This window comes from Achromobacter sp. FW305-C-13, from assembly GCF_058783475.1.
The window spans coordinates 1,654,730-1,679,156 of sequence record NZ_JBYSYN010000001.1 but is presented as its reverse complement, the minus strand read 5'-3'; the positions used below and the strand labels follow the sequence as shown (position 1 = coordinate 1,679,156).

23 protein-coding genes are annotated in these 24,427 nt (G+C 67.9%); 11 read left to right on the top strand and 12 right to left on the bottom strand.

The window, feature by feature from the left end; translation table 11 throughout:
* The first annotated feature begins 4 nt into the window (after positions 1-4).
* From AC3WMU_RS07450 to AC3WMU_RS07440, 3 genes are all read left to right on the top strand, one after another.
* A complete protein-coding gene (locus AC3WMU_RS07450; protein WP_492282103.1) occupies positions 5-934 on the top strand; it encodes a CysB family HTH-type transcriptional regulator in 930 nt (309 codons plus the stop codon).
* Positions 935-1,045: 111 nt separating this feature from the next.
* Positions 1,046-3,253: a rhodanese-like domain-containing protein gene (locus AC3WMU_RS07445; RefSeq protein WP_492282102.1), complete on the top strand. Its 2,208-nt coding sequence runs from the start codon at positions 1,046-1,048 to the stop codon at positions 3,251-3,253.
* A 117-nt stretch (positions 3,254-3,370) separates the two neighbouring features.
* Positions 3,371-4,258, top strand: a complete 888-nt coding sequence (locus tag AC3WMU_RS07440) for an aldo/keto reductase family oxidoreductase (RefSeq protein WP_006223067.1) — start codon at positions 3,371-3,373, stop codon at positions 4,256-4,258.
* Positions 4,259-4,281: 23 nt separating this feature from the next.
* Here AC3WMU_RS07440 and AC3WMU_RS07435 read toward each other — a convergent pair whose 3' ends face one another.
* A complete protein-coding gene (locus tag AC3WMU_RS07435; RefSeq protein ID WP_492282101.1) occupies positions 4,282-5,655 on the bottom strand; it encodes a 3-deoxy-D-arabino-heptulosonate 7-phosphate synthase in 1,374 nt (457 codons plus the stop codon).
* Between the two features lie 174 nt (positions 5,656-5,829).
* On the opposite strand from AC3WMU_RS07435, the gene AC3WMU_RS07430 reads away from it, so the two are divergent.
* Together AC3WMU_RS07430 and AC3WMU_RS07425 are read left to right on the top strand one after the other, a co-directional pair.
* Positions 5,830-6,756 (top strand): sulfurtransferase, encoded by a 927-nt coding sequence (locus AC3WMU_RS07430; protein ID WP_280027634.1) that lies wholly within the window; start codon positions 5,830-5,832, stop codon positions 6,754-6,756.
* A 36-nt stretch (positions 6,757-6,792) separates the two neighbouring features.
* Entirely contained in the window at positions 6,793-7,932 is a 1,140-nt protein-coding gene (locus tag AC3WMU_RS07425) for a YeeE/YedE family protein (protein ID WP_492282360.1), read from the top strand.
* Here AC3WMU_RS07425 and AC3WMU_RS07420 read toward each other — a convergent pair.
* The 5 genes from AC3WMU_RS07420 to AC3WMU_RS07400 form a co-directional block, all read right to left on the bottom strand.
* Positions 7,925-8,413 (bottom strand): GlcG/HbpS family heme-binding protein, encoded by a 489-nt coding sequence (locus tag AC3WMU_RS07420; RefSeq protein ID WP_006223063.1) that lies wholly within the window; start codon positions 8,411-8,413, stop codon positions 7,925-7,927. The two genes, AC3WMU_RS07425 and AC3WMU_RS07420, sit on opposite strands and share 8 nt — an antisense overlap.
* Positions 8,414-8,535: 122 nt before the next feature.
* The gene (locus tag AC3WMU_RS07415; RefSeq protein ID WP_006223062.1) at positions 8,536-9,165 is read right to left on the bottom strand and encodes a response regulator transcription factor; all 630 of its coding nucleotides are present in this window, start codon (positions 9,163-9,165) and stop codon (positions 8,536-8,538) included.
* Positions 9,162-10,598 carry a sensor histidine kinase gene (locus AC3WMU_RS07410; RefSeq protein WP_492282100.1) on the bottom strand — a complete coding sequence of 479 codons (1,437 nt, stop codon included), beginning with the start codon at positions 10,596-10,598 and terminating at the stop codon, positions 9,162-9,164. Before AC3WMU_RS07410 ends, AC3WMU_RS07415 begins: the two co-directional genes overlap by 4 nt.
* Before the next feature lie 57 nt (positions 10,599-10,655).
* A complete protein-coding gene (locus AC3WMU_RS07405) occupies positions 10,656-11,819 on the bottom strand; it encodes an HPP family protein (RefSeq protein WP_454676892.1) in 1,164 nt (387 codons plus the stop codon).
* A 91-nt stretch (positions 11,820-11,910) separates the two neighbouring features.
* Positions 11,911-12,357 (bottom strand): MarR family winged helix-turn-helix transcriptional regulator, encoded by a 447-nt coding sequence (locus tag AC3WMU_RS07400; protein WP_006223059.1) that lies wholly within the window; start codon positions 12,355-12,357, stop codon positions 11,911-11,913.
* Between the two features lie 127 nt (positions 12,358-12,484).
* Between AC3WMU_RS07400 and AC3WMU_RS07395 the strand changes: the two genes are divergently transcribed.
* Positions 12,485-14,287, top strand: coding sequence for a chloride channel protein (locus tag AC3WMU_RS07395; RefSeq protein ID WP_492282099.1), 1,803 nt, complete (start codon positions 12,485-12,487; stop codon positions 14,285-14,287).
* Between the two features lie 5 nt (positions 14,288-14,292).
* Here the strand turns inward: AC3WMU_RS07395 and AC3WMU_RS07390 are convergent, their stop codons facing one another.
* The gene (locus AC3WMU_RS07390; RefSeq protein WP_088588100.1) at positions 14,293-15,186 is read right to left on the bottom strand and encodes a LysR family transcriptional regulator; all 894 of its coding nucleotides are present in this window, start codon (positions 15,184-15,186) and stop codon (positions 14,293-14,295) included.
* A 151-nt stretch (positions 15,187-15,337) separates the two neighbouring features.
* Here AC3WMU_RS07390 and argC point away from each other — a divergent pair, with 151 nt between their 5' ends.
* Positions 15,338-16,270 (top strand): N-acetyl-gamma-glutamyl-phosphate reductase, encoded by a 933-nt coding sequence (gene argC / locus AC3WMU_RS07385; protein WP_492282098.1) that lies wholly within the window; start codon positions 15,338-15,340, stop codon positions 16,268-16,270.
* Positions 16,271-16,327: 57 nt separating this feature from the next.
* Here the strand turns inward: argC and AC3WMU_RS07380 are convergent, their stop codons facing one another.
* Positions 16,328-17,212, bottom strand: a complete 885-nt coding sequence (locus AC3WMU_RS07380) for an MBL fold metallo-hydrolase (protein ID WP_492282097.1) — start codon at positions 17,210-17,212, stop codon at positions 16,328-16,330.
* A 102-nt stretch (positions 17,213-17,314) separates the two neighbouring features.
* Positions 17,315-18,199, bottom strand: a complete 885-nt coding sequence (locus AC3WMU_RS07375; RefSeq protein ID WP_006223054.1) for a LysR family transcriptional regulator — start codon at positions 18,197-18,199, stop codon at positions 17,315-17,317.
* A gap of 106 nt (positions 18,200-18,305) precedes the next feature.
* Here AC3WMU_RS07375 and AC3WMU_RS07370 point away from each other — a divergent pair, with 106 nt between their 5' ends.
* Genes AC3WMU_RS07370 through AC3WMU_RS07355 form a run of 4 tightly spaced genes read left to right on the top strand, consistent with a single transcriptional unit; the run spans position 18,306 to position 22,780 of the window.
* Positions 18,306-19,949, top strand: coding sequence for an ATP-dependent acyl-CoA ligase (locus AC3WMU_RS07370; protein ID WP_492282359.1), 1,644 nt, complete (start codon positions 18,306-18,308; stop codon positions 19,947-19,949).
* 52 nt (positions 19,950-20,001) lie between these two features.
* Positions 20,002-21,315, top strand: coding sequence for an MFS transporter (locus AC3WMU_RS07365; protein WP_006223052.1), 1,314 nt, complete (start codon positions 20,002-20,004; stop codon positions 21,313-21,315).
* A complete protein-coding gene (locus tag AC3WMU_RS07360; protein WP_492282096.1) occupies positions 21,312-22,460 on the top strand; it encodes a thiolase family protein in 1,149 nt (382 codons plus the stop codon). The genes AC3WMU_RS07365 and AC3WMU_RS07360 overlap by 4 nt, the downstream gene beginning before the upstream one ends.
* On the top strand, positions 22,457-22,780 hold the full coding sequence (locus AC3WMU_RS07355) for a Zn-ribbon domain-containing OB-fold protein (RefSeq protein WP_492282095.1): 324 nt from the start codon (positions 22,457-22,459) through the stop codon (positions 22,778-22,780). The genes AC3WMU_RS07360 and AC3WMU_RS07355 overlap by 4 nt, the downstream gene beginning before the upstream one ends.
* A gap of 7 nt (positions 22,781-22,787) precedes the next feature.
* Here the strand turns inward: AC3WMU_RS07355 and AC3WMU_RS07350 are convergent, their stop codons facing one another.
* The 3 genes from AC3WMU_RS07350 to AC3WMU_RS07340 are packed head-to-tail and all read right to left on the bottom strand — an operon-like array spanning position 22,788 to position 24,404.
* Positions 22,788-23,615 carry a TlpA family protein disulfide reductase gene (locus AC3WMU_RS07350; protein WP_492282094.1) on the bottom strand — a complete coding sequence of 276 codons (828 nt, stop codon included), beginning with the start codon at positions 23,613-23,615 and terminating at the stop codon, positions 22,788-22,790.
* A complete protein-coding gene (locus tag AC3WMU_RS07345) occupies positions 23,612-23,938 on the bottom strand; it encodes a hypothetical protein (protein ID WP_492282093.1) in 327 nt (108 codons plus the stop codon). Before AC3WMU_RS07345 ends, AC3WMU_RS07350 begins: the two co-directional genes overlap by 4 nt.
* A gap of 55 nt (positions 23,939-23,993) precedes the next feature.
* Positions 23,994-24,404 (bottom strand): RidA family protein, encoded by a 411-nt coding sequence (locus tag AC3WMU_RS07340; RefSeq protein ID WP_006223047.1) that lies wholly within the window; start codon positions 24,402-24,404, stop codon positions 23,994-23,996.
* Positions 24,405-24,427: the final 23 nt, after the last annotated feature.

Here is a 24,427-nt window from a genome sequence, read left to right as displayed (position 1 = left end):
CGCGATGAATTTCCAGCAACTGCGGTCGGTGCGCGAAGCCGTGCGCCAGGACTTCAACCTGACCGATGTTTCCGAAAGCCTGCATACGTCCCAGCCCGGCGTCAGCCGCCAGATACGCGAGCTGGAAGAAGAGGTGGGTGTCGACATCTTCGTGCGCTCGGGCAAGCGGCTGATCGGTTTGACGCCGCCCGGTGAGCTGATCCTGCCGCTGGTGGAGCAGATCCTGCAATGCGCCGACAACATCCGGCATGCGGGCGCGGAATACGCCGACAGCCGCAAGGGCGTGCTGTCGATCGCGGCCACGCATTCGCAGGCGCGCTACGCGTTACCGCCCGTCATCAAGGAATTCCGGCAGCGCTATCCCGACGTGGTGCTGCATCTGCATCAGGGCTCGCCCAAGCAGGTGTCTGAAATGCTGCTGGAAGGCGAGGCCGATATCGGCGTGGCGACCGAGGCCGTGGCGGACTATCCCGGGCTCGTGAACCTGCCTTGCTACCGATGGAGCCACAGCATCATCGTGCCGCGCGGCCACCCGCTGGAGCGCGAGCATGACGGCGTCAGCCTGTCGCAGCTGTCGCGCTATCCGCTCATCACGTATGGGCGCGGCTATACCGGGCGCGCCCATATCGACGAGGCTTTCGCCCGGGCAGGCATCACGCCCGACATCGTGATGACCGCGATGGACGCGGACGTGATCAAGACGTATGTGGAACTGGAACTGGGCGTGGGCATCGTGGCCGCGGTGGCCTGGGACGCCGAACGCGACACCCGCCTGACCGCCATCGATGCACGCCACTTGTTCGAGATCAACCTGACGCGCCTGGCCATCCGCCGGGGCGCCTGGCTGCGCGGTTACGCCTTCCATTTCATCGAGATGTTCGTGCCGACACTGACGCGCGAAGTCGTGGACCGCGAGTTGAAGGGCGAGGGCTGACGCCGGGCCGAACCGCGCGCCGCATATCCATAGACGCATTTCTACGTTGTCCCGTCCGGGGCGCGCACGTAGCCTGGACTTCTCTTCATTACAGGAAGTCCAGGTCATCCCATGAGCACCTCTGCCCAAACGGCCGCGCCGGCCCTCAGCAAGCACACCGAACGCGCACAGGCCGTGCGCGCCTTCATCGCCCAGGTCCGGCAACTGGCGCCCGATGCGGCGCAAGCCACGCCCGCGCAACTGGCTCAGGTAGCGACGCTGCTGGAAGCGCTGGGGCAACGCCGCGACCTGTTTTCCGCCGATGCCTTTGCCGTCGTGCCGGGCCGCCCGACCTCGATCTATCGTCTGGCCGAGAACATCGACGGCGGCTATGCGCTGTACCTGTCGCTGGGCGAACCGGGCAAGGCACAGCCGCCGCATGACCATACGACGTGGGCCATCATCGCCGGGGTGAACGGCAACGAGCGCAACGAGGTCTATGCGCGCGCCTCCAGCCAGGATCCGCTGCGCGATACCTTGACCCATGTGCGGCGCGTGGACGTCGGCCCCGGCAGTTCGATCGTGCTGGGCCCCGGCGACGTGCACACCATCGAATTGGTCGGCGACGAGCCTGGCGCGCATCTGCACTTCTATGGCCTGGCGCTGGACCGGCTGCACGGCCGCGTGGTGTTCGAAAGCACCGCGGGCGGCACGTACCGGACGTTTTCGCCGCCCGCAGCCATCTATCACGCGCGCCTGTCGCCGCAAGAATTGCAGGACGAACTGCGTGGCGAGGCCGAGATCGCCGTGCTGGACGTGCGTGAGGCCGGCCGCTATGCCCGCCGCCATCTGCTGTATGCCGTGCCGGCGCCCCTGTGGCGACTGGAACTGCTGGCCGACCGACTGGTGCCGCGCCGCGACACCCGCATCGTGCTGGTGGACGACGACGAAACCCAGGCCCATCAGGCTGCGGCCAAGCTGACCCGCCTGGGCTGGACCGACGTGTCGGTGCTGGCCGGCGGGACGGACGGCTGGGAGCGTGCGGGCCTGGAGCTGTTCTCGGGCACGAATGTGCCCAGCAAGGCGTTCGGCGAGGTCATCGAACATGAGAAGCACACGCCCTGGATCGACGTCGAGGAACTGCACGAGCGCGTGGCGCGCGGCGACGATATCGTCGTGGTCGACAGCCGCACGCCTGAGGAATTCCACAACTTCACGCTGCCGTTCTCGCACAGCCTGCCGGGGGCGGAACTGGTCTACCGCATCCGCGAGCTGGCGCCCGATCCCAAGACCTTTGTGGTGGTCAACTGCGCCGGCCGCACCCGCAGCATCGTCGGCGCGCAGACGCTGATCGACGCCGGCATCCCGAACCGTGTCGCCTCCTTGCGCAACGGCACGATGGAATGGCTGCTGTCGGGCCGGGAACTGGCTTATGGCCGCCACGCGGCCTTGCCGGAGCCGGGCGAAGCCGCGTTGGCCGCTGCGCGCGAACAGGCCCGCGACGTGGCGCAACGCGCCGGCATCGGGTACATCGACGCGGCGACGCTCGCGGCGTTCGAGGCGGAGCAGGCGACGCGCACGCTCTACAAGTTCGACGTACGCACCCGCGAGGAATACGAGACCGGGCATCTGGAAGGCTGGCGCTGGGCGCCGGGCGGGCAACTGGTGCAGGCGACCGACGAGTACCTGGCGACCCGCCGCGCACGCGTCGTGCTGGCGGATTGGGACGGCGTGCGCGCGCTGACCACCGGCGCCTGGTTGGCGCAATTGGGCGCGGTCGAGGTCTATCTGTATCAACCGTCCGCGCTGGCGCCCGTGCAAAGCGGCCCCGAGCCGCGGCGGGTGCTGCGTCATCGGCCGGACGCCCCGGGCCTGCGCGCAGAGGCGCTGCGTGCCGCGCTCGACGTGGACGAGGCCATCGTGTTCGACGTGGAGTCGCGCGTGGCCTATGAACGCGGCCATGTGCCCGGCGCGCGTTTCGCAGCGCCGGACCGGCTGGCGGAATTCCTGTCACCGGACGACCAGCGCACCGTCGTGGTGGCGTCGTCGGACGGCGTGCTGGCCAGCGCCGTGGCGGCCGAATTGGCCTGGCGCAGCAAGCGCCCGGTGCAGTACCTGCTGGGCGGTACGCGGGCCTGGAAGGCGCAGGGCCTGGAACTTGCCAAGGGCGCGCAGGGCGTGCTGACCGGCGACGACGACCAAAGCATCAGCCCGTATCTGTTTGACGACCTGTCGGCGCGGGACCAGGGGTTCCGCGAATACCTGGATTGGGAGCTGGGGCTGGTCGCGCAGCTGGAACGGGAAGGCAGCGGCGGCATTCGGCTGATCGCGGCGGCCTGAGCAGGAGCGGATCGAACGGGATGGCCTTGACGCACGCTGTGCGTCAAGGCCATTTTTGCCTGATTATCCAAGGCTGCGGAAAGGACTAATCTGTGCGTTTCGCCCAGGAGATCCGACATGGCCCCGCTACACCAGGAAGACAAGGACCAAGACATTTACGCGCTGGGAACCCGGCAGGTCAAGCGCCTGGGTTACGGCGCGATGCAACTGGCCGGGCCCGGTGTTTTCGGTCCGCCGCGCGACCGCAACGCGGCGCTGGCCGTGCTGCGGGAGGCCGTGGCCCATGGCGTCAACCATATCGACACCAGCGACTTCTACGGGCCCCACGTCACCAATCAGATCATCCGTGAGGCGCTGTCGCCATACCCGGACGATCTGGTGCTGGTCACCAAGATCGGGGCCCGCCGGGGTGAAGACGCGTCGTGGATACGCGCCGATGGCGCGGCAGAGTTGGAACGCGCGGTCGAGGACAATCTGCGCAATCTGGGGCTGGACGTGCTGGACGTCGTGAATCTGCGCATCATGTTCGGCGTGCACGGGCCGGAGGAAGGCTCGATCGCAGGGCCCTTGTCGGCGCTGGTGAAGCTTCAGCAGCGCGGCCTGGTCCGGCACATCGGCCTGAGCAACGTGACTGCCAAGCAAGTCCAGGAAGGGCGTGCGCTTTGCGAGATCGTCTGCGTGCAGAACCAGTACAACTTGGCGCATCGGCATGACGACGCGCTGATCGACGCGCTGGCGCAGGATGGCATCGCCTATGTGCCGTATTTTCCGCTGGGCGGTTTCAGCCCGCTCCAATCCGCCACGCTCACGGACGTTGCGCAACGCGTGGGGGCGACGCCGATGCAAGTGGCGATTGCATGGCTGCTGCAGCGCGCGCCCAACATTCTGGTCATCCCGGGTACGTCGTCGGTGGCCCATCTGCGCGAGAACCTGGCCGCAGCGAAGCTGGCGCTGCCGGACGCGGAGATCCGTGCGCTGGACGGAATTGGAAAAGGCGTGGCGTGACGGGTGGTGGACGGCCGGGGCCGCTAGACCGCTGCCAACAGGTCATCCACATGCACCATCAAGGCTCGGACCTGACGCAGCATCGGATACTGGTGAAGCACGGGCGCCCATTGGGGCGACTCCAGCAATTGTCTCCAGACCGATTCCAGCGCGTCGGGATCGGGCTGCTGCTTGTCCGCCAACCGGCACGCGTAGGCCACGCTGGCCGGCGCAGAGAGCAATTGCATCCGGCTGGCCGCGCTAAGCAGGCGCGGCGCGGTCTCGGCGGGCGCATCGCAGCAATAAAGCACCGTGTTCGCCAGATCGGGCGAATCGGCCGGCAGCGCCCTGAGCGATGCGCCGCGCAGATGCACCACGCCTTGTCGGGTCTGGAACGGATAGACGGCGTTGTCGTCGGCGTGTGCAAGCAGGCGCAAGCCCCGCTGCAAGCGCGGCAGATCCGCTGTTGCCGCGTCGATGGACGCCTTCGCTTCAAGCAACAGACAGACATCCCATACGGGCGTGGCGGCGTCCGTGCGCGTCTGGCGCAGCAGGACGGCGTCCCACTCGCTCTTGGCGCGTTCGGCGCTGGCGGGTATCGATGCCGGCACCAGCATCGACGTCACCACGCGGTAGGGCAGCGGCGCGCCTTCGGCTTCGTTCAGTCGTTGGGACAGGGCGCCCAGTGCCTCTGTGGCCAAGGCTTCTACGGCCGCGCCTCGACGCTGTGCGGCGCAGCCTTGGGCCGCCGCGGTCTGGCTGCCGGAGCGCGGGCCGTGGCGGTCCCATAGGGACTGGTATTGCCGCACCTGTCCATCCGGCGCCAGGACGTCCAGGCGTTGCAAGCGTGCCAGGGCCGGATCGTCAAGCAGGCGGGCCAGCGCGCGTTGCACGGCGGGCTCCACGGTTTTCTCCTGCATGGCGCGAAGCCGCTGTGCGGCCTCGGACAGCGCCGTCCACGACGCCGAGGCCGAGGCGGCCTGCAGCGCCGCCAGAGCGTCCCGGTCCTGGCTCGGCGCCATGCGCTGCAGCTTGGCGGGGTGCGCGATCCCATTGACGGCGGCATGGATCTGGCGGCGGTCCTGATCGGCCGTGGTGGACAGATGTGCGAATTCGCGCACTTGCGGCGCCCCGTGCCGCAGCACGATGGCCTGGAAGGCGGGGTCCCCGCCTTCTGTCCGCATCGCTTCATGGATCAACCTTGCCAGCGCCTGGATGAATCCTTGCTTGGTCGCCGCTTCGGGCGCCGTCCCGGCGGCCAGCGCCAGGCGGGCTTGTTCCACCGTGACAGCAAGTGCGGTCGATGAACCGCCGTTCAGCATCGTTGCCACCTCGTCCAGCGTCTCGGGAACACGGTAGCGGCGGGGGACGGCGCGAAGGATGTCGTCCAGCAACGCAGAGGAGGGTGGCAGGGGCATTGGCGGAGGTTCAGGGTCGGCAATGTCCAGCAGTGTCGCATGGCGTCGATTTCACCTGACTGTAAGCTGAATAAGTAATCAGAATATGAAAACAATGTCGTTCGCCTGCGGCGGGCAAGCCGATATCGTCCGGATTCAAACGGCTCGCCCAGTAGCCGAATTCAGGAGAATCCGATGTCCCCACGCAAGCTGCTGGTCGGCACTTTTGCCGCGCTAGCCACTTTCATCGCCTTTCCGGCGACGGCGCAACATGCCAAGTACCTGGTCACGACCGAGTGGCTGGAAAAGAACCTGAACGATCCGAAGGTGCGGGTGGTGGAGGTGAGCGTGAACCCGGGCCTGTACGAACGCGGCCATATCCCGGGCGCGGCGAACGTCAGCTGGCATACGGATCTGGTCGACACCGTGAACCGCGACATTGCCCCGCCCAAGCAGTTCCAGGCGTTGCTGGCGCGCTCCGGCATCAACCCCGACACGACGACCATCCTGTACGGCGACAACAACAATTGGTTCGCGGCCTGGGGCGCGTGGATCTTCGACATCTACGGCATCGACAACGTGAAGATCCTGGACGGCGGACGCAAGAAATGGGAGGCCGAAGGCCGGCCCCTGTCCAATAGCGCCAAGATCCAGGCGGCCGGCACCGCGCAGATCAAGCAGCCCAACGCGGCGCTGCGCGCGCACCTGCAGGACGTCTTGGCCGTGGCCCGCAAGGACAAGGACGGCGTGCTGGTCGACATCCGCTCGGCCGACGAATACAACGGCAAGATCTTTGCGCCCAACGGCGTGCCGGAACTGGCGGTGCGCGCCGGCCACGTGCCGGGGGCGGTGAACGTCACGTGGAGCAAGCTGGTGGCCGAAGACGGCACGTTCAAGTCGGCGGACGAACTGAAAGCGATCTACCAGGCCGCAGGCGTGGATGGCACCAAGCCCATCATCACATATTGCCGCATCGGCGAACGGTCCAGCCATTCGTGGTTTGCGCTGCGCAAGCTGCTGGGCTATGACGTGCGCAACTATGACGGCTCGTGGACGGAATACGGCAACAGCGTCGGGTCACCGATCAGCAACCCGTCGGGCACGGTGTGGGGTAAGACCTGAGTGAGCACCCTACGTGTGGTGTCGGCCGCCACGGTGATGGCGGCCGTTTTCGTGGCGGCGTGGCTGTTGGCGCCCTTGCCCGAGGGCGGGCGCAACCTGTCCTTGTCCGTCTTGTTGGGCGCGGCGTTCGGCATCGTGCTGCAACGCTCGCGCTTCTGCTTCTATTGCATCGCGCGGGACTTCATCGACAAAAGAGAAACGTCGGGCATGTTCGCGGTGCTGATTGCGCTGGGCGTAGGCACGCTGGGCTATCACGCGGTGTTCGGCGCGTTCCTGCCCGTGCCTTCGCCTGCGCGCCTGCCGCCGGGCGCGCACATCGGCCCGGTCAGCCTGGCGCTGGTGGCGGGGGCCTTTGTCTTTGGCGTCGGGATGCGCGTATCCGGCTCTTGCATCAGCGCGCATTTCTACCGGCTGGGCGAAGGCGCGCTGGCCTCTCCGTTTGCCTTGCTGGGCGCGGGTGTGGGCTTCGTGCTGGGCTTTGCAACGTGGAACGCGCTCTATCTGGCGTTGATCCAGGAGGCGCCGGTGGTGTGGCTGCCGCAGCGCCTGGGCTATGGCGGCACGCTGCTGCTGCAGGGCGCGCTGCTGGCGGTGATTGGCTGGGCCGTGATCCGTCGCGGCGGGGCGCAGCTACGTGCGGCTGATGCGGGCGTCTCGCCCTGGCAGTCGGTATTTCGAGACCGCTGGCCGCCCGCGGTGGGCGGCATCCTGGTGGGCTTCATCGGTGTCATTGCCTATCTGCGCATTGCGCCCTTGGGCGTGACGGCCGAATTGGGCAGCTTGGCGCGCACGGCTGCGGCAGGCACGGGCTGGCTGCCGGACCGGCTGGAAGGGTTAGACACGTTCGCCGGCTGCGCAACTGTGGTCAAGCGCATGCTGCTGTCGAACAACGGCGTGTTCGTGCTGGCGCTGGTGGCGGGGGCGTGGGCGGCGGCCTTGGCGGCCGGCGCGTTCCGGCCCAAATTGCCGTCCGTGAAAGACATCGCCCGCAATTTTGCGGGCGGGGTGCTGATGGGCTGGGGCGGCATGACGGCGCTGGGATGCACCGTGGGCACGCTGCTGTCCGGGGTGATGGCAGGTGCGCTGTCTGGCTGGGTCTTCGGCGCGGCCTGCTTTGCGGGAATCTGGGCGGGGCTGCGGGTCGTCCGGGCGCCCGCCCAGCCACGCATTATTTGAACATCGCGGCGTTTTCTTCCAGCACGGTGTCGGCACACTGGGCATCCAGGTTGCCGCCGGGGGCGCCGGCCACGCCGATCGCGCCGATGACCGCGGTGCCGGCCTTGACCGGCACGCCGCCGCCCAACAGCAGGAATCCGGGGATGTCGGTCAGGTTGGCCGCACCCGGGTTCTTCTGCGCGTTTTCCATCATGGTCAACGTCGGGGTCTTGGCGGACACGGCGGTGAAGGCCTTGGCGCGGCTGGCTTCGATGGTGTGCGGACCGGCGTTGTCGGCGCGGGCAAAGGCCTTGAGCAGGCCGGCGCGGTCCACGACCGAGGCGCTCACGTTGTAGCCCTTGGCCTGGCAGGCGGCGACGGTGGCGGTGGCAAGCTTCTGCGCATCGGCCATCGACAGATTGCTTTCGCTCAGCACGGCGGCGTTGGCGGCGCCGGCAAAAGCCAGGGTGGAGATCAAGGTGGCAAGCGTGAAACGGTTCATGGTCTGCGTCCTTTTCGGGAACATTCGGTAGGAGCAGTCAGTGTGGCCAAAACGCGCGCCGGGCGGTATACGCCCGAATACGCGGGCCTCTCCGTAGCGCTACGGAGGGCGCTACGCGGCGGCTAGTCCAGCAAGGTGGCGTATTGGCGGATCAGCTGCGCCAGCGAATCGGCTTCCAGCTTGGCGAAGACGTTGGCGCGGTAGGTTTCCACGGTGCGCGGCGACAGGTCGAACTCGCGCGCGATTTCCTTGTTGCTCATGCCCTGCACGATGCGTTCCAGTACCTCGTGCTCGCGTCCCGACAGCCGTGCCAGGCGTTCGGCGGCGGCCTGGGTCACGGCCAAGCGTTCGCGGCTGGCGATGTGGGTGCGGACGGCGGTCTGCACCGCATCCAGGAACACGTCGTCATCCACCGGCTTTTGCAGGAATTCCATGGCGCCGCCCTTGAAGGCGCGGCGGCACAGGTCCACGTTGGCGTGACCCGTCAGCATGACCACGGGCAAGTCCGATTGCTCGGCCAGCCGGCTCAGCACGTCCAGCCCGCTGATGCCGGGCATGCGAATGTCCAGCACCACGCAGCCGATGGCGCTCGGGGACAGCTGCGCGAGGAAGGCGAGCGGGTCGCCGAAACCGGTGCTGCGCAGGCCGACGCTGCGCAACAGCAGCGCCAGCCCATCGCGCACGGCGTCGTCGTCGTCAACCAGATAGACCTGGGGGGAAAGCGCGTGGGTGTGGGCGTCTGGGGTGGTCATGCGGGGGTTCCCGAGCGTGGCAGGCTGACGGTGAAACAGGCGCCGGCGGGGGCGAGGTTGCGGGCGGCGACGCGGCCGTCCATGGAGCCGGCCAGCGTATCGCACAGGGCCAGCCCGAGGCCCATGCCTTGCGGGCGTGTGGTGTAGAACGGCGCGAACAACCGCGGCAACGCATCGGCCGCGATGCCGGGGCCGGTGTCGCTGACGGTGAACAGGTATTCCTCGCCCTCGGCGCGGCCTTCGATCTGGATGTGGCGCGGGCCGTCGGTGTCAGCCAGCGCATCCGCCGCGTTCTGGACCAGGTTGTGCAGGATCTGCTCCAGCGCCACGCGGTCGCCCAGCGGCCGGGCGCCGGGGCTGGCGTTGTGCCAGGTGATGCGGATGCCTTGGCGGGCCAGATCCGGTTCACGCAGGAACCGCAAGGACGCCACCAGCGCATCCGGGTCCAGCGCTTCGCGCCGCGCGGGCGAACTGGGTTGCACCAGCGCGCGCATGCGGCTGATGATGTCCGCGGCGCGTTTGGCCTGTTCCGAACTGGCCAGCAAGGCGTGACGCACAGCGGGGCGCTCTTCTTCGTCGTCCAGCAGGCGTCCGGCGGCGCGGGTGTGCGCCAGGATGGCGGTCAGCGGCTGGTTCAATTCATGGGCGATGCCGGCGGCCATTTCGCCCAGCGTGCTCAAGCGCGCCATCGCCGCCAGCCGTGCCTGTTCCTGTTGGCGGCGCGCGTCGGCGCGTGAACGTTGCCAGGCCGCGGCGCCGGCCATCAGCAAGGCACTGGCCACGGCCCACGCCAGCCAGGCCGTCCAGGGCCAGGCATCCGGCGTCAACGTGCGCGTGCTGCGCATCTGGAAGGGCTGGCTGGCCGCGCCCAGCGGCTTTTGCAGCGTCATCGTCAAGCCCGGCGCGTCGTCCGGCTGCTTGTCCAGCAGCGGCAGCGCCGTCTGGTCCACGGTCAGGCTCAGGTTGGCGAGGCCCGGCGGAAAGTCGGCGGCGGGTACCAACTGGCGGGCATCCAGCAGCAGGCTCCAGCTGGATGGCGAAATCAACCAATACCGGGCGGGGTCCTCCGGCAAGACGACGGGCCGCCCCAACTGGCGTGCGCGCTCCAGTGCGTCGGACAGGCCCGGCGGCGCGGCCAGGCTGCCGGCCCAGGCGCCGTCGGCCAGATAGCCCAGGCCCAGCAACTGCGGCAAGGCCGGTTGCAGGCTGGGGTACAGTCGTTCAGGCGCGGGCGGGTGCGACAGCGCCGCCAGCGTAGCCAGCACGGCTTCGTGCTGGACCGTCTTCTGGCTCAACATGCGCTGGGCGATGCTGGTGCTCTGGAAGAAGCGGTCGTATTGGTCGACGTATTCCTGGCGGGCGATCCAGGCGGCGCCCAGGCAGAACAGGATGAGCCAGCAGAAGAGGGCGCGCGTGCGCGATAGGGGATTCACGCCTGAAATTATGCCTTGCGGCCAGTGCGGACAGGAATCCGTAGGGCTACGGAGGGCTCAGGCGACGCGCTTGCCGGGGTCTGCGCCCGCAGCGGCCTGCGAACTGGCCGATACCGCCATCTGGTATAGCGCGGCCACCAGGTCGGACTGCGTGATCAGGCCGTGCAAGGTGCGCGAGGCATCCAGCACCGGCACGCAGTGCAGGCTGTCGGACATTGGGCGCGCCAATTCGATCACCGGCAGGCCGGGCGTGGCGAAGGGGACTTCGCTGCGCATGCAGTCGGCCACCAGCAGATCCAGGGCGGGAACGCCGTCGACCGTGGCGGTCACGAGCCGGCTCTTGCGCGCCAGCACGTCAGCCTGCGCCAGCATGCCGGCGTAGCGGCCGGCGGAATCCAGCACGGGCAGCGCTTGCAGCCGGTGCTTGTCGAACAGGCGGATCGCGTAGTCCAGCGGATCCTGTTCCTGCACCGTGACGACATCGCGCGACATGACGTCCGCACAGGACACGTCGCCGAAGCGCCGCAGGCTGGCGCGCAGTTCGGCAGCCAGCACGATGTCTTCCAGGTCTTCCTTGCTGATGTCCAGCAGTTCGCCGCGCTGGGACAGGGCTTCGTCCAGGTCGGCGCGGCTGAAGCCCAGCCTGGCGCTGGGCGCCGCGTCGCGGGTGTGGTGGCCGGGGGCCGGATCGGCGTGGCGCCGGGGGTAGTTGCGCTTGAGCGCGCCATTGAACGCCACGGCGATGCACAGCAGGATCAGGGAGTTCAGCCCCACCGGCCACAGCGCGAAGCCATAACCCAGGCTGGCGACGGACGGCCCGCCCAGCACGGCAGTCAGCGCCACCGCGCCGCTGGGGGGATGCAGGCACCGCAGGCTGAACATGGCGCCGATGGCCAGGGCCACCGCCACGGCGGCCGCCACGCCAGGCACGGGAATCATCTGCGCGCAGAACACCCCGATCAGGGCCGACACCAGATTGCCCGCCAGGATGGACCAGGGTTGGGCCAGCGGGCTGGCAGGCGCGGCGAACAGCAGCACGGCCGATGCCCCCATCGGGGCGATGAACCAGGGGTTGGCGCTGCCCAGCGCGTGGCGGCCCACCCATTCCGTGCAGAACAGTCCCACCAGCGCGCCCAGGACGCCATACAGCTTCTCGCGCCGGTTGACGCCGACGGGCGCTGGCGCGAACGAGCTCAGCCAGCGCTTGATTGCCACACCCAAAACGATCTCCTCGCGTGCTTCAAATATGTCGCGGGACGACAATTTATCACGCGACGGCGGACGGCCCCCGATTCAAGCCCGCGTGCCGCGATCAGGCGGCTTCGTCGCCGATGCGTGTCAGCAAGCGGGCGAGCAGGGGCCGCATCGCACGCAATTCTTCCAGATGCGATGCGGACAGGCTTTCGAGCACGCGCTCGGCTTTGGGGGTCAGCACGACCTCGACGCGGCGGCCGTCCTCGGGATCGGCCTCGCGGCTGACCAGATCCAGGCGGGCCAGCCGGCCCACCAGTTCGGCCGCCGTGTGCGGGCGGATCAGCAGGCGGTCGGCGATTTCGCCCACATACAGGCCGCGCCGCCCGGCCGGGCTCTTGCGGGTGCCCTTGATGGCCAGCAGCGTCTGGTGCTGTTGCGGGGTCAGCGCCAATTCAGCGGCGGCGCCTTCGCTGAAGGCGGCGAAGGTGCGCAATGCGTAACGGAAGTCGGCCAGCAATTCGTAATCGGCGGGCGACAGCGGAGTGGGGGACGGAGACGTTTTCACGAGCCGATTCTAATATATGTCGTGATACGATATAAATGACCTGGCGCAAACGCCGGCGTTTTTTTGTCGCATCCCTCCCTGTATTCCCGCTGTATTCCCGCTTTTTTCCAGAACTTCCGTTTCGCCTATGCACACCCCTCCCGCATCAGCCCCGGCCGCATCAGCGCCATCGTCCGCCCAAGCGTCCACCCGCCTGGGCGATTTCACCACCGACCGCCGCGTCGTCCTGTTGATGGCGTTGGCCATTCCCGTCGGCCTGGCCAGCGTGGCCGCCGCCTGGGCCTTGCTGCGCCTGATCTCCCTGTGTACCAATCTGGCGTATCACGGCCGCTTCTCGTTCGCCGACTTGCCCATCACGACCGGGGCGTTGGGCTGGGGCTCGGTTTTCATTCCGGTCGCGGGCTGCTTGATCATCGGGCTGATGGCGCGCTTCGGGTCCGAGAAGATCCGCGGGCATGGCATTCCGGAAGCCATGGAGGCCATCCTGATCGGCAAGAGCCGGATCCAGCCCAAGGTCGCGATCCTGAAGCCCGTGTCGTCCGCGGTGTCGATCGGGACCGGCGGGCCGTTCGGTGCTGAAGGGCCCATCATCATGACGGGCGGCGCCATTGGCTCCTTGCTGGCGCAGACCATCCACCTGGACGACGCCGAACGCAAGACCTTGCTGGTGGCCGGCGCCGCCGCGGGCATGACGGCCATCTTCGCGACGCCGCTGGCTGCTGTGTTGCTGGCTGTCGAGCTGCTGCTGTTCGAATGGAAGCCGCGCAGCTTCCTGCCCGTGGCAATGGCGGCCTTGGTGGCGGCGGCTACGCGCGCCTTCGCGCTGGACGCCGGACCGGTCTTCGCCTATGCGGGCGCCTTGTCGTTCACCCCGTGGCATCTTGTGGCCTGCGCGGCGGTGGGCGTATTGGCGGGGTTGGGCTCGGGCGTGCTGACGACGTTGGTGTATGCGGCCGAAGACCTGTTTGAAAAACTGCCTCTGCACTGGATGTGGTGGCCGGCCATTGGCGGCCTGGCGATCGGCATCGGCGGCTTGATCGACCCCGCCGCGCTGGGCGTGGGCTATGACAACATCCGCCACCTGCTGGCGGGCGACCTGGCGTTCCAGGCGGTGTTGCTGCTGCTGGTGGTGAAAGTGGCGATCTGGTCTATCGCCCTGGGGTCGGGCACGTCGGGCGGGGTGCTGGCGCCGTTGCTCATCTTCGGCGGCGCGCTGGGCGCATTGGCCACGCCCTGGCTGCCGCAGGCGGACGCCGGTTTCTGGGCCTTGCTGGGCATGGCCGCGATGATGGGCGGCACCATGCGCGCGCCGTTGACCGCCACGCTGTTCGCGGTCGAACTGACCGGCGATATGGGGGCGCTGCTGCCGGTGCTGGCCGCTTGCGTCTTCGCGTATGGCGTGACGGTCTTGCTGTTGAAACGGTCGATCCTGACGGAGAAGATCGCGCGCCGCGGCCATCACATCAGCCGCGAATACCATGTGGACCCGTTCGACCTGGTGCGGGTGTCGGCCATCATGACGCAGGCCGTCGCCACGCTGCCGGACACCGCGACGGTGGCGCAGGCCGTCGCACACTTCACGACGCTGCAACCCGTGCACACCAGCTATCCGGTGGTGGACGCGCAAGGCGTCGTGGTGGGCGAGGTCACGCGCGCCGACTCGCTGGCGTGGGCGCTGAATGCGCAGGACGATTCCCGCACCCTGGCGCAGATGCTGGTCGGACGCGAGCAGGTGATCGGTTATCCCGACGAACTGGCCAGCCGGATCGCGGACCGCATGGCGTTGTCAGGCGTCGGACGCGTGCCGATCGTGGACCGGGCCACGGGCCGTTTGCTGGGCATCGTGGGCCGCAAGGACCTGTTTCGCTCGCGTGCGCGCCGGCTGCGCGATGAAACGGCGCGCACGGCGTACTTCCGCCGCGCGGCTTGAGGGGTTCATCCGCCGTTTGCGGCGCGTAGTTCCCACAGCACGTCCAGTACGTGGCGGGTCGCCTGTTCCACCTTTTCCGCGCGGTGCGCGATGCCCAGCGGGCGCCACAGTGCGGGGCGTAACGGGCGCATGATGATGCGCGGGTCGGGTTGCGGCGCGGTCGCCTCGTGCGGCAGCAGCGTGGCGCCGTAGCCGGCGGCCACCAGGCTTTTGATGGCGTCGTTGTAGTTCAGCTGGATGCGGGCACGCGGGTTCAGGCCGGCGCCGGCGAACCATTCGCCGGTCTGGCGCGAGAGCCGCGTGGTGGCGTCGTTCAGGATCAGCGGGCGGTCTGCCAGCCAGGCCGGCGTGACGCGCGCCGGTGCCGGCCAGCCGGCGGGCAGGAACGCCATGACCGGATCGCGGCGCCAGGGCTTGAGCACCAGCCCGTCGATGGGCGGTTGCGGCAACGCCACCAGCCCCACATCGAGTGTGCCGTCATGCAGGCGTTGCAAGGTTTCCTGAGAGGTCAGCACGGCGACCTGCACGTCGATGCCGGGGTGGTGGCGGCCCAGTGTTTCCAGGGCTTGCGGCAGCAGGTGGGCGATGGCGCCGGTAGAGGCGCCCAGCCGTACACGGCCGGACAGGCCCTGCACCTGGCGCTGCACGTCGTCCAAGGCCTGGTCGGCTTCGGCCAGCAGGCGGCGCGCGCGCTCCAGCAGGGTCTCGCCGATGGTGGTGGGCCGCACCTGGCCGCGCTTGCGGGTCAAGAGCGGCGCGCCGATGCGGGCTTCAAGGTCGGCCACGTGCAGGCTGACGGTAGGGGGCGCCAGGTGCAGGGCGCGGGCGGCATCCGCGAAAGACCCCAGATCGGCAATCGCCACCAGGGTGCGCAAGCGGTCCAGGCTGATTTCGCGCATGGCTTTATCGTTCAGAAAAGATGAATCCAATGATCATGATATTCGACTTTTCTTATGTTGCCTGCGGATCGATGATACGGACTTGCCCCGCTGGGATTGCCAGCGACGGCGCCCGCCACAACCCCACCTCCCGACCGGGACGGAGCACGTCATGACCCATCCTCTTGTCTTTATCGACGGCGACCAAGGCACGACCGGCCTGCAGATCCACGAACGCCTGAACGGCCGCACCGACCTGCGCCTGCTGACGCTGCCCGAGGCCGAGCGCAAGGACCCGCAACGCCGCGCCGAAGCCATCAACGCCAGCGACGTGGCCATCCTGTGCCTGCCAGACGAGCCAGCCCGCCAGGCCGCGGCGTCCGTCGTGAACCCGAAGGTGCGGGTGATCGACGCCAGCTCGGCGCATCGCACCACACCCGGCTGGGTGTACGGATTTCCCGAGATGGACGCGGGGCAGGCGGACCTGATCGCCCATGCCAAGCGCGTCAGCAATCCGGGCTGCTACCCGACGGGCGCCATCGCCTTGCTGCGCCCCTTGATCCAGGCCGGGCTGGTGCCTGCCGACTACCCGGCCGTGGTGCATGCGGTGTCGGGCTATTCGGGAGGTGGCCGCGCCAGCGTGGACGCCTATGAAGGGCCGGACGGCGCGAAAGGTCCGGCGTTCCAGCTGTACGGACTGGGTTTGGCGCACAAGCACACGCCGGAAATCGAAGCGCATGCGGGCCTGGCGCAACGTCCCGTGTTCGTGCCCGCGTACGGCGCGTTCCGCCAGGGCATCGTGCTGACGATTCCGCTGCAACTACGCTTGCTGCCGGCGGGCGTGACCAGCCAGCAATTGCATGACTGCCTGCAACGGCACTACGCTGGCACGACGCATGTACAGGTTGTGAACCGCCAGGAAGCCGCGGCGCACACGCATCTGGATCCCCAGGCGCTCAACGGCACCAATGATCTGCGGCTGGCGGTCTATGGCAACGAGCAGCATGGCCAGGTGCTCTTGACCGCGGTGTTCGACAACCTGGGCAAGGGCGCCTCCGGCGCGGCGGTGCAGAACCTGGACCTGATGCTGGCGGCAATGGGGTAGCGCCTGACAGAGCAGGCGCAGGCGGCAAAGGCCTCCCTTAGCCGCCCGCACCGCCTGTCACCACTTCATTTCGCCCTTGGCGACTTTGGCGCTGATGTCCAGCGACGCGGCGGCGCCCGCTTTGGGATACTGCGCCTTCATCGCGGCGATCAGTGCGGCGCTGTCGCCGGCCTTCGCGGCTTGCATGTCGAAGGCGCGGATATAGCCTTGCGTGTAGCGGACGGATTCCAGGTTGAGCGGAGCGCCCGGCGCGTAGTGGCCCGGGATGACCGTGACGGGAGCCAGTTGCTCGATGCGCGCCAGCGTGGCCAGCCAATCTTGATGGGACTGCGGCGTTTGCGTGTCGGCCATCCACACATGCAGGTCGCCGAACACCACCACACCACCTACGACGGCCTTGAGCGACGGGATCCACACGAAGCTGCGATCCGGCTGCGGGCCGTCCAGTCCGGTGATTTCCAGCGTCTGGCCTTCCAGCGTCAGCGTGCGGCCTTGCAGCACTTGCGGGATGACTGCCTTGGACGGCGCATCGGCGCCCAGCTTCGGGCCCCAGAACCCGATCTTGGCGTCCACGGTTTCCTTGATGTGGCGCACGGTCGGTTCGGTGGCCACGACGCGCGCGTCGGGGAAGGCCGCCAGCACCGTGTCCAGGCCGAAGTAGAAGTCGGGGTCGCCGTGGCTGATGTAGATGGTGGTCAGCTTCTTGCCGCTGGCGCGCACCATGTCGACCACTTTTGCGGCTTGCGATTTGCCGAATTGCGCATCGATCAAGATGGCGTCGTGCTGGCCGCTGACCAGCACCGAAGACACCGGGAAGATGGCGTCGTTGCCGGGGTTGAAATGGGTCAGCGTCAGGTCGGTGCCGGCGGCGTGGGCCGGGGCGATCAGCGCGGCAAGGGCGGCGGTCTGCAGCAGACGGCGCAGGGCGGGAAGCATAGACATGGAGGGCTCCGGGAAGGAAATAAGAATGGAGCCAGTCTAGTTGCAGGAACTGCGCGTATCTACGCCCTGGCTTGCCAGGGTCTGTTGCATGAATCGATCAAATCATGCCGGGCTGCGGTCGGCCAGTGTGTCTTCGACCAGACGCCGCAGCCACATCGTGCCGGGATCGCTTTCAAAGCGTGCGTGCCAGTGCACCGTCACGCATAGCGGCGGCAGGGTAAGCGGCAGGGGGCGGATCTCGAACGCGTTGTCGCGGTTGAACCAGATGGCCGCTCGATAGGGCAGCGTAACGGTCAGGTCGGTACGGCGCACGATCTCGGCGGCGGCGGAAAAGTGCGGCAGCGTCAGGTAGGGCTGGCGGTGCAGGCCGGCTTCACCCAGCACGTCGTCCAGCAGGCGATGGGCGCTGGCGCGCGAGGCCACCAGAATATGGTCCAGCCGCTTGAACTGTCCGCGGGTCAGGCCGGCCGACAGCACCGGATGGCCGCGCCGCCCCATGCAGGCGTAACGCTCGCTGAACAAATCGGCGTGGCGAGTATGGCGGCCCAGGCCCGCCAGGTTGCCGATGGCCAGGTCGGCCTCGCCGTCCTTCAACGCCTGGGGCAATTGCTCCAGCGGAATTTCCAGCACCTCGACCTGCAGGCGTGGGGCCAGCGCATGCACGCGTTCCATCAAGAGCGGCAGGAAGACCATTTCACCGATATCCGACATGGACAGCCGGAAGCGCCGGGTGCTGGTGGCGGGGTCGAAACGCTGCCGCAGGCTGACGGCTTCGGCAAAGCTGTTCATGCCGCGTTCGATCGGGCCGGCCAGCGCAAAGGCGATGGGCGTGGGCTGCATGCCGGTGGCGGTGCGCACGAACAGGGGGTCGTCGAAACGCTCGCGCAACCGGGCCAGCGCATAGCTGACCGCGGGCTGCGTCAGGTTCAGCCGCTGCGCCGCGCGCGTCACGCTGCGTTCATGCAGCACGGTCAGGAAAACCCGCATGAGATTCAAGTCGAAGTCCACGCATGCCCTTGATATCAGTCTGATTTATAAGATAAATAATACCCATAAATTTGACACATAAATAGTTGATTCCTAGACTAATTCCATAGAGCCGCGCCACGCCAGGCAGCGGCCGCACAACTGGGGAAGCGTCGCCATGCATGCGTTGACATTGCCGTCGTTGTTGGTGGAGCAGGGCGCCCGTCTGGGCGATCGCCTGTGGGTGCAGGCGCCGGGTGGGGCCTTGCGCTTCGGCGATGCGCCGGCCCACGCCGCAAGCTGGGCCGCCCGCCTGGCCTCGGCAGGCGTCGGGCGTGGCGACCGTGTCGGCCTGATGGCCGGCAACCGGCACGAATTCCTGTCCATCGTCCTGGGCTGCGGTTGGCTGGGCGCGGTGGTGGTGCCCATCAATACGGCGTCCCGCGGCATGCAGTTGCGGCACATCCTGGCCAATAGCGGCTGCGTGCTGCTGGTGGCGGATGCGGCGTCCTGTCCGGCCCTGTCGGCGCTGGCCGCCATGCCCGCCACAGAGCCGGCAGACGCGTTGCGCTTGCGGGCGATCTGGCTGCTGGACGAGGCCTCTCCGGTCAATGGCCTGCATGCGCCGGCCAGTGCGCCGCCACCGCCGCCCGATGCGCCCCTGCCGACCGCGGCCGACATCCGGCCCGGCGACATGTTGGCCATCCTGTACACCTCGGGCACCTCGGGGCTGTCCAAAGGCGTGTGCTGCCCGCATGCGCAGTTCTACTGGTGGGGCAGGATCGCGGCCCGCAATCTGGAGATCACCGATGCGGACGTGCTCTACACCAGCCTGCCGCTGTTCCATACCAACGCGTTGAACGCCTGCTTCCAGGCGCTGGTGACGGGCGCATCCATCGTGTGCGACGAACGCTTTTCCGCCAGCCGCTATTTCGACCGCCTGGAGGCCACCGGCGCCACCGTGACCTATCTGCTGGGCGCGATGGTGCCGATGCTGCTGGCGCATGAGCCCGCCGCATCGGAACGCCGGCACCGCACGCGCATCGCCTTGGCGCCCGGCGTACCTGAACGCTTTCACGGCGCCTTTACCGAACGCACCGGCATCGCGTTGCTGGAGGGCTACGGGTCGACCGAAACCAATTTCGCGCTCGGCGGAACCCTGGCCGAGCAACGGGCCGGCACGATGGGCCGCGTCGCGCCGGAATTCGACGCGATGGTGGCCGACGAACATGACGCGCCCGTGCCCGATGGCGAACCCGGGGAATTGCTGCTGCGGGCGACGCCGCCCTTTGCGGTGGCGACCGGCTACTTCGGCATGGACGACAAGACGGTCGAAGCCTGGCGCAACCTGTGGTTCCACACGGGCGACCGCGTGGTCCGCGACGCCGATGGCTACTTTCGTTTCCTGGACCGCATGAAGGACGCGATCCGCCGCCGCGGCGAGAACATCTCGTCCTACGAAGTGGAGCAGGTGCTGCTGGCGCATCCTGCCGTGGCGGTCGTGGCGGTCTACGCGGTGCGTTCCGACCTGGCCGAGGACGAGGTGATGGCGGCCTTGGTCTACAAGCCCGGCCAGTCCTTGACGCACGCGGCCCTGCTGGATTTCTGCCAGCCCCGCATGCCGTATTTCGCGGTGCCGCGTTATCTGCGCGTGCTGGACGATCTGCCGCGCACCGAAAACGGCAAGGTCCGCAAGTTCCGCTTGCGGGAAGAAGGCATCACCGGCGACACCTGGGACCGGGACGCCGCGGGTTATCGCGTGGCGCGATAGCGTGAACCGGCGCTTGCGCGCCATTGAACATTCAAAAATCCAAGGGGCGGCAATGACGATGGCATACAAGGGGGCGGCGTTGTCCGCCGGCGACGAGGCAAAAAGAAAGCGGACCCGGCGCGTAGTGATGGCCTCCGTCGCGGGCAACGCGATGGAGTGGTACGACTTTTTCATCTATGGCACGGCCGCGGCGCTGGTCTTCGGCGAGCTGTTTTTTCCCAAAGGCACCGACCCGCTGCTGGGCACGATGGGCGCGTTCGCCGGTTTTGCCGTGGGCTTCCTGGCGCGCCCACTGGGCGGCGTGATCTTCGGCCACATCGGCGACCGCTACGGCCGCAAGCTCGCGCTGGAATGGACGCTGGGGCTGATGGGGGCGGCCACGTTCCTGATCGGCTTGCTGCCTACTTATGAGCAGGTCGGCTTCTGGGCCCCCGTGGCGATGGTGGTGCTGCGCATGCTGCAAGGCGCAGCCGCCGGGGGCGAGTGGGGCGGCGGCGTGCTGCTCATCAGCGAAGCGGTCGGCGGCAAGCGGCGCGGCTACTTCTCGTCGTTCAGCCAATTGGGCGTGGCAGGCGGCTTCGTGTTGTCGTCGGCGGTCTTCATGCTGGCCCAGCAATTGCCGCAGGAATCGTTCATGAGCTGGGGCTGGCGCCTGCCATTCCTGCTGAGCGTGCTGATCTTCGGCGTGGGCCTGTACATCCGCAAGCACATCCCCGAAAGCGAAGAGTTCGTGCAGGCCAAGAAGACGGCCAAGCGCGGCATGCCGGCCGTGGAAGTCTTCCGCCGATATCCGCGCCAGGTGCTGACCGCAATGGGCCTGCGCGTGGCCGAGAACGGCGGCTCATACATTTTCCTGGCGTTTGCGCTGGCCTATGGCAAATTCCTGGGCATACCCAATGACGTCATGCTGGGCGGCGTGCTGGCGTCGATGTTCATCGAACTGGGCTCGCTCGTGTGGTTCGGCCACTTGTCCGACCGCATCGGGCGCCGCGCGGTGTACCTGATCGGCTCCGCCGGCCTGGTGCTGGTGGCGTTTCCCTTCTTCTGGCTGGTGCAGACGAAGGAACCGGTATGGATATTCCTGGCCTTCTTCCTGGGCAACACGGTCTGCCACGCCGCCATGATCGGCACGCAGCCCGCGTACTTCGCTGAACTTTTCCCGGCCGAAGTCCGCTACACGGGTCTGGCGCTGGGGCACGAATTGGCGTCCGTGTTCGCGGGCGGCTTGTCGCCGCTGATCGCCATGGCGCTGCTGCGCAAGTATGAATCGGCCACGCCGGTCGCGTGGTTCCTGGTGGGCATGGCCGCCATCACGGTGATCACCTTGCTGCTGACGCGCGAGCCGCCGCGCGAGGACACGGAATGAGTGGGGACCCTCGCCCGGGCATCGTCAGCGTAGGGGAAACGCCGGCGCTACGGCATCCCGATGCGTCGTGCAGCACCGCCGGCTTGATGGCCGAGGCTATCGGCGATGCCCTGCGCGGCGCGGGGTTGACGCCCGCCGACGTGGACGGGCTGGGCGTGGCGTCGTTCACGCTGCGGCCGGATCGCGCCATCGATCTGGGTTGGCGCCTGGGCCTGCGGCTGAATTGGTGCATGCAGGACGAAATGGGGGGCGCCAGCGCCATCAATCTGCTGCGGCAGGCGTGGCTGGCGCTGGAAGCCGGCCAGGCCCGGACGATCGTGCTGGTGTCCGGCGACCACTTCACCGGCGCCGACTTCGCCGGGCTGGTGCGTGGCTACAACCGCAGCGCGCAGGAATACCTGAGTCCCCTGGGCTGCGAGGGGCCGAATCCCTTGTTCGCGATGCTGACGCAGCGGCAAATGGCGCGTACCGGCTTGCGCCGCGAAGACTATGGCGCGTTGTGCGTGGCGCAACGGCAATGGGCGGCCGACAATCCGAACGCCGCCTACCGTCAGCCGCTGACCCTGGCTCAATACCTGGATGCGCCGCTTGTCGCGCCGCCGCTGGGCCGGCTGGACTGCGTGCCCGTCGTCAGCGGGGCCAGTGCGCTGGTGCTGCGCGCGCAGCCGCCAGGCGTCAGCGTGCGGCTGATCGCCAGCGACGCTCGCTACAACGACGACCAGCAGGAAGGCGACGGGTTGGCGACCGGTATTGCGGCCTTTGCCCCGGACCTGTGGCGCCGGGCGGGGTTGGGGCCTGAAGACATGGACGTGATCAGCGTGTACGACGACTACCCGGCGATGGCCTTGGCGCAATTGTGCGATCTGGGGTTCGCGCGTGCGGATGACTTGCCGGGTTTCGTTGCCCGCCGCATCGCGACAAGGGCGTTGCCCGTCAATACGGCCGGCGGCCAACTGTCTGCGGGACAAGCGGGCACGGCGGGCGGTATGCATGGGTTGGTCGAAGTGTCGCGGCAGTTGCTGGGGCAGGCGGGGGCGCGCCAGTTGCCCGGACTACGCCACGGCGTTGTGACCGGTTACGGCATGGTGCAATTGCGCTACGGAATGTGCGCCAATGCGGCGGTACTGTCGGCGGAGGGCGCATGAGCGTGAACGTTTTTGAATGCCACGCCTGCGGCCACCGGGTGTATCCCGCCAGGCTGTGGTGCCCGGCGTGCGGGCAGGATCAGGCCCAGGCGCGGCAAGTCCCTGTGGAAGCGGGCGAGTTGCTGGCGTGGACCACGATGCCCGCCAAGCCCGGCGAGGCGGCGCCCGCCGTGGTCGCCACCATTCGCGCATTGCCAGACGGCCCGGTGATGGTGGCGCGCCTGGACGCGCCGCCTGCCCACGTCGGCCAGCGCCTGCATCTCTTTGAACGGACGATGCAGGGGCTGGCGTTGCCCTGGGCTGGCGCGACGCCGCAATGAGGCTGCGTCAGCCGCCGTCCGCTTTCTGGATGGCTTCCAGGCGTTGCGCCAGCGACGCCGTGGACAGTTCGCCCACGCGCAGGTCGACCAAACGACCCTGAGCGTCCAGGAACAGTGTGGCGGGCAGGCCGCGGTTGCTGAGCTTGCGTGATGCCTCGCCAGCCGGATCCAGCAGCACATTGCGCAGGGCGGGCGCATGCTGCGCCAGGAATTGCGCGACGTCGGGCGGAGCCTCGCCCTGGTTCAGGAAGACGAAATTCACGTCGGGATTGGATGCCTGCGCCTTGGCGAAAGCCGGCATTTCGCGCCGGCAGGGCGGGCACCAGCTGGCCCACAGATTGATGACGGTGGGCTTGCCGTGGAACGCGGACATCGCGGCCGGCGCCCCGTCGATGCGCTGCACCGCCAACGCGGCCAATTCGGGCTGCGCTTGCGGCGTGGGGGCAAGCCAGCGGCCGCCGCCGACCCACACGACACTTGCCAGCGCCACGGCGCCCAGCAGGGCGGCGCGCGGCGCGTGGCGCCGGACCGTGGCGAACAGCACGTAGCCCCAAGCGGCGGCAAGACCCGCCAGCCCCGCCCAGCCGCCGTCGCGCAAATCCAATATCTTGATCGGGTCGGGCAGATAGTGCTCGCGGTATTGCCAGACGAAACCCAGCCGGGCGACCAGCAGGCCGACCAGCATCGCGCGCCACAAGGCTGTGCTCAGTGCATTGGCCTCGCTGCGCTGGCGGTTCAACAGGCGCGCCGCCAGCAAACCGACGGCGGCCGCAACGAGCAGTACGGCGAATTCGGAGGGGATGACCAGGGGGCCGATGCGGATGGCAGGCGTCATGCGCCGGCCTTCGCGGCAGCGGGCGGCTTCAGGCGAAAGCTGACGCCGTGGCGCGTGATCGCCAGGGCCTCAAGGGGCGCGCTGGTGGGTAGCGGCAAGGGGCCCTCGGCACGGAAGCCGTGGCCGTCGATGTCCCGTTGCAGGCGGTCAGACGTTTCTGTCGTTGCCTCCGTGGCAGCCTGTTCCAAGGCATGGAACAGGGGGGCGTAAGGGGCGAATAGCGGGGTGGGCGCAAAGCTGCCTGACATCAGCGCGTTGGCGCCGGTCTGCACGTCCGCCACGCCGATGATCTGGCCCTTGCGGTCCTTGATGTTGAATTGCATGCTGGCCTCCCGAGTTAACGGGAAAGCCTAGCATGCCGCGTCAGCGGGCCGGTATTCAACCGGGGATGACGGCCGTCACGTCGATCTCGACCAGCCATTCCGGCCGCGCCAGCGCCGACACCACGATGCCGGTGGACACCGGGAACACGCCCTTGAGCCAGCGGCCCATGACGCGGTAGACGGTTTCGCGGTACCGCACATCGACAAGATAAACCGTCAGCTTGCAGATGTGCGAGAGCTCGCTGCCGCATTCCTCCAGCAGCATGGCGACGTTGGCCATGGCCTTCTCGGCCTGCGCGGCCACGTCGCCAACGCCGACCGATTCGCGGGAATCTAGGTCCTGGCCGATTTGGCCGCGCAGGAACACCAGGTTGCCCGCCACGACGGCCTGGCACAGGTCGTTATCCAGCTGCTGCTCGGGATAGGTGTCGCGGGTATTGAATTTACGAATGCGGGTGTGCGCCATGATGCGTGTCTTGTCGTAAGGCC

Bases quoted from the DNA above. Each gene is read 5' to 3' on its own strand.
- AC3WMU_RS07450 (WP_492282103.1), top strand. From the start codon at position 5: ATGAATTTCCAGCAACTGCGGTCGGTGCGCGAAGCCGTGCGCCAGGAC.
- AC3WMU_RS07445 (WP_492282102.1), top strand. From the start codon at position 1,046: ATGAGCACCTCTGCCCAAACGGCCGCGCCGGCCCTCAGCAAGCACACC.
- AC3WMU_RS07440 (WP_006223067.1), top strand. From the start codon at position 3,371: ATGGCCCCGCTACACCAGGAAGACAAGGACCAAGACATTTACGCGCTG.
- AC3WMU_RS07435 (WP_492282101.1), bottom strand. From the start codon at position 5,655: ATGCCCCTGCCACCCTCCTCTGCGTTGCTGGACGACATCCTTCGCGCC.
- AC3WMU_RS07430 (WP_280027634.1), top strand. From the start codon at position 5,830: ATGTCCCCACGCAAGCTGCTGGTCGGCACTTTTGCCGCGCTAGCCACT.
- AC3WMU_RS07425 (WP_492282360.1), top strand. From the start codon at position 6,793: ATGGCGGCCGTTTTCGTGGCGGCGTGGCTGTTGGCGCCCTTGCCCGAG.
- AC3WMU_RS07420 (WP_006223063.1), bottom strand. From the start codon at position 8,413: ATGAACCGTTTCACGCTTGCCACCTTGATCTCCACCCTGGCTTTTGCC.
- AC3WMU_RS07415 (WP_006223062.1), bottom strand. From the start codon at position 9,165: ATGACCACCCCAGACGCCCACACCCACGCGCTTTCCCCCCAGGTCTAT.
- AC3WMU_RS07395 (WP_492282099.1), top strand. From the start codon at position 12,485: ATGCACACCCCTCCCGCATCAGCCCCGGCCGCATCAGCGCCATCGTCC.
- AC3WMU_RS07390 (WP_088588100.1), bottom strand. From the start codon at position 15,186: ATGCGCGAAATCAGCCTGGACCGCTTGCGCACCCTGGTGGCGATTGCC.
- argC (WP_492282098.1), top strand. From the start codon at position 15,338: ATGACCCATCCTCTTGTCTTTATCGACGGCGACCAAGGCACGACCGGC.
- AC3WMU_RS07380 (WP_492282097.1), bottom strand. From the start codon at position 17,212: ATGTCTATGCTTCCCGCCCTGCGCCGTCTGCTGCAGACCGCCGCCCTT.
- AC3WMU_RS07375 (WP_006223054.1), bottom strand. From the start codon at position 18,199: ATGCGGGTTTTCCTGACCGTGCTGCATGAACGCAGCGTGACGCGCGCG.
- AC3WMU_RS07365 (WP_006223052.1), top strand. From the start codon at position 20,002: ATGACGATGGCATACAAGGGGGCGGCGTTGTCCGCCGGCGACGAGGCA.
- AC3WMU_RS07360 (WP_492282096.1), top strand. From the start codon at position 21,312: ATGAGTGGGGACCCTCGCCCGGGCATCGTCAGCGTAGGGGAAACGCCG.
- AC3WMU_RS07355 (WP_492282095.1), top strand. From the start codon at position 22,457: ATGAGCGTGAACGTTTTTGAATGCCACGCCTGCGGCCACCGGGTGTAT.
- AC3WMU_RS07350 (WP_492282094.1), bottom strand. From the start codon at position 23,615: ATGACGCCTGCCATCCGCATCGGCCCCCTGGTCATCCCCTCCGAATTC.
- AC3WMU_RS07345 (WP_492282093.1), bottom strand. From the start codon at position 23,938: ATGCAATTCAACATCAAGGACCGCAAGGGCCAGATCATCGGCGTGGCG.
- AC3WMU_RS07340 (WP_006223047.1), bottom strand. From the start codon at position 24,404: ATGGCGCACACCCGCATTCGTAAATTCAATACCCGCGACACCTATCCC.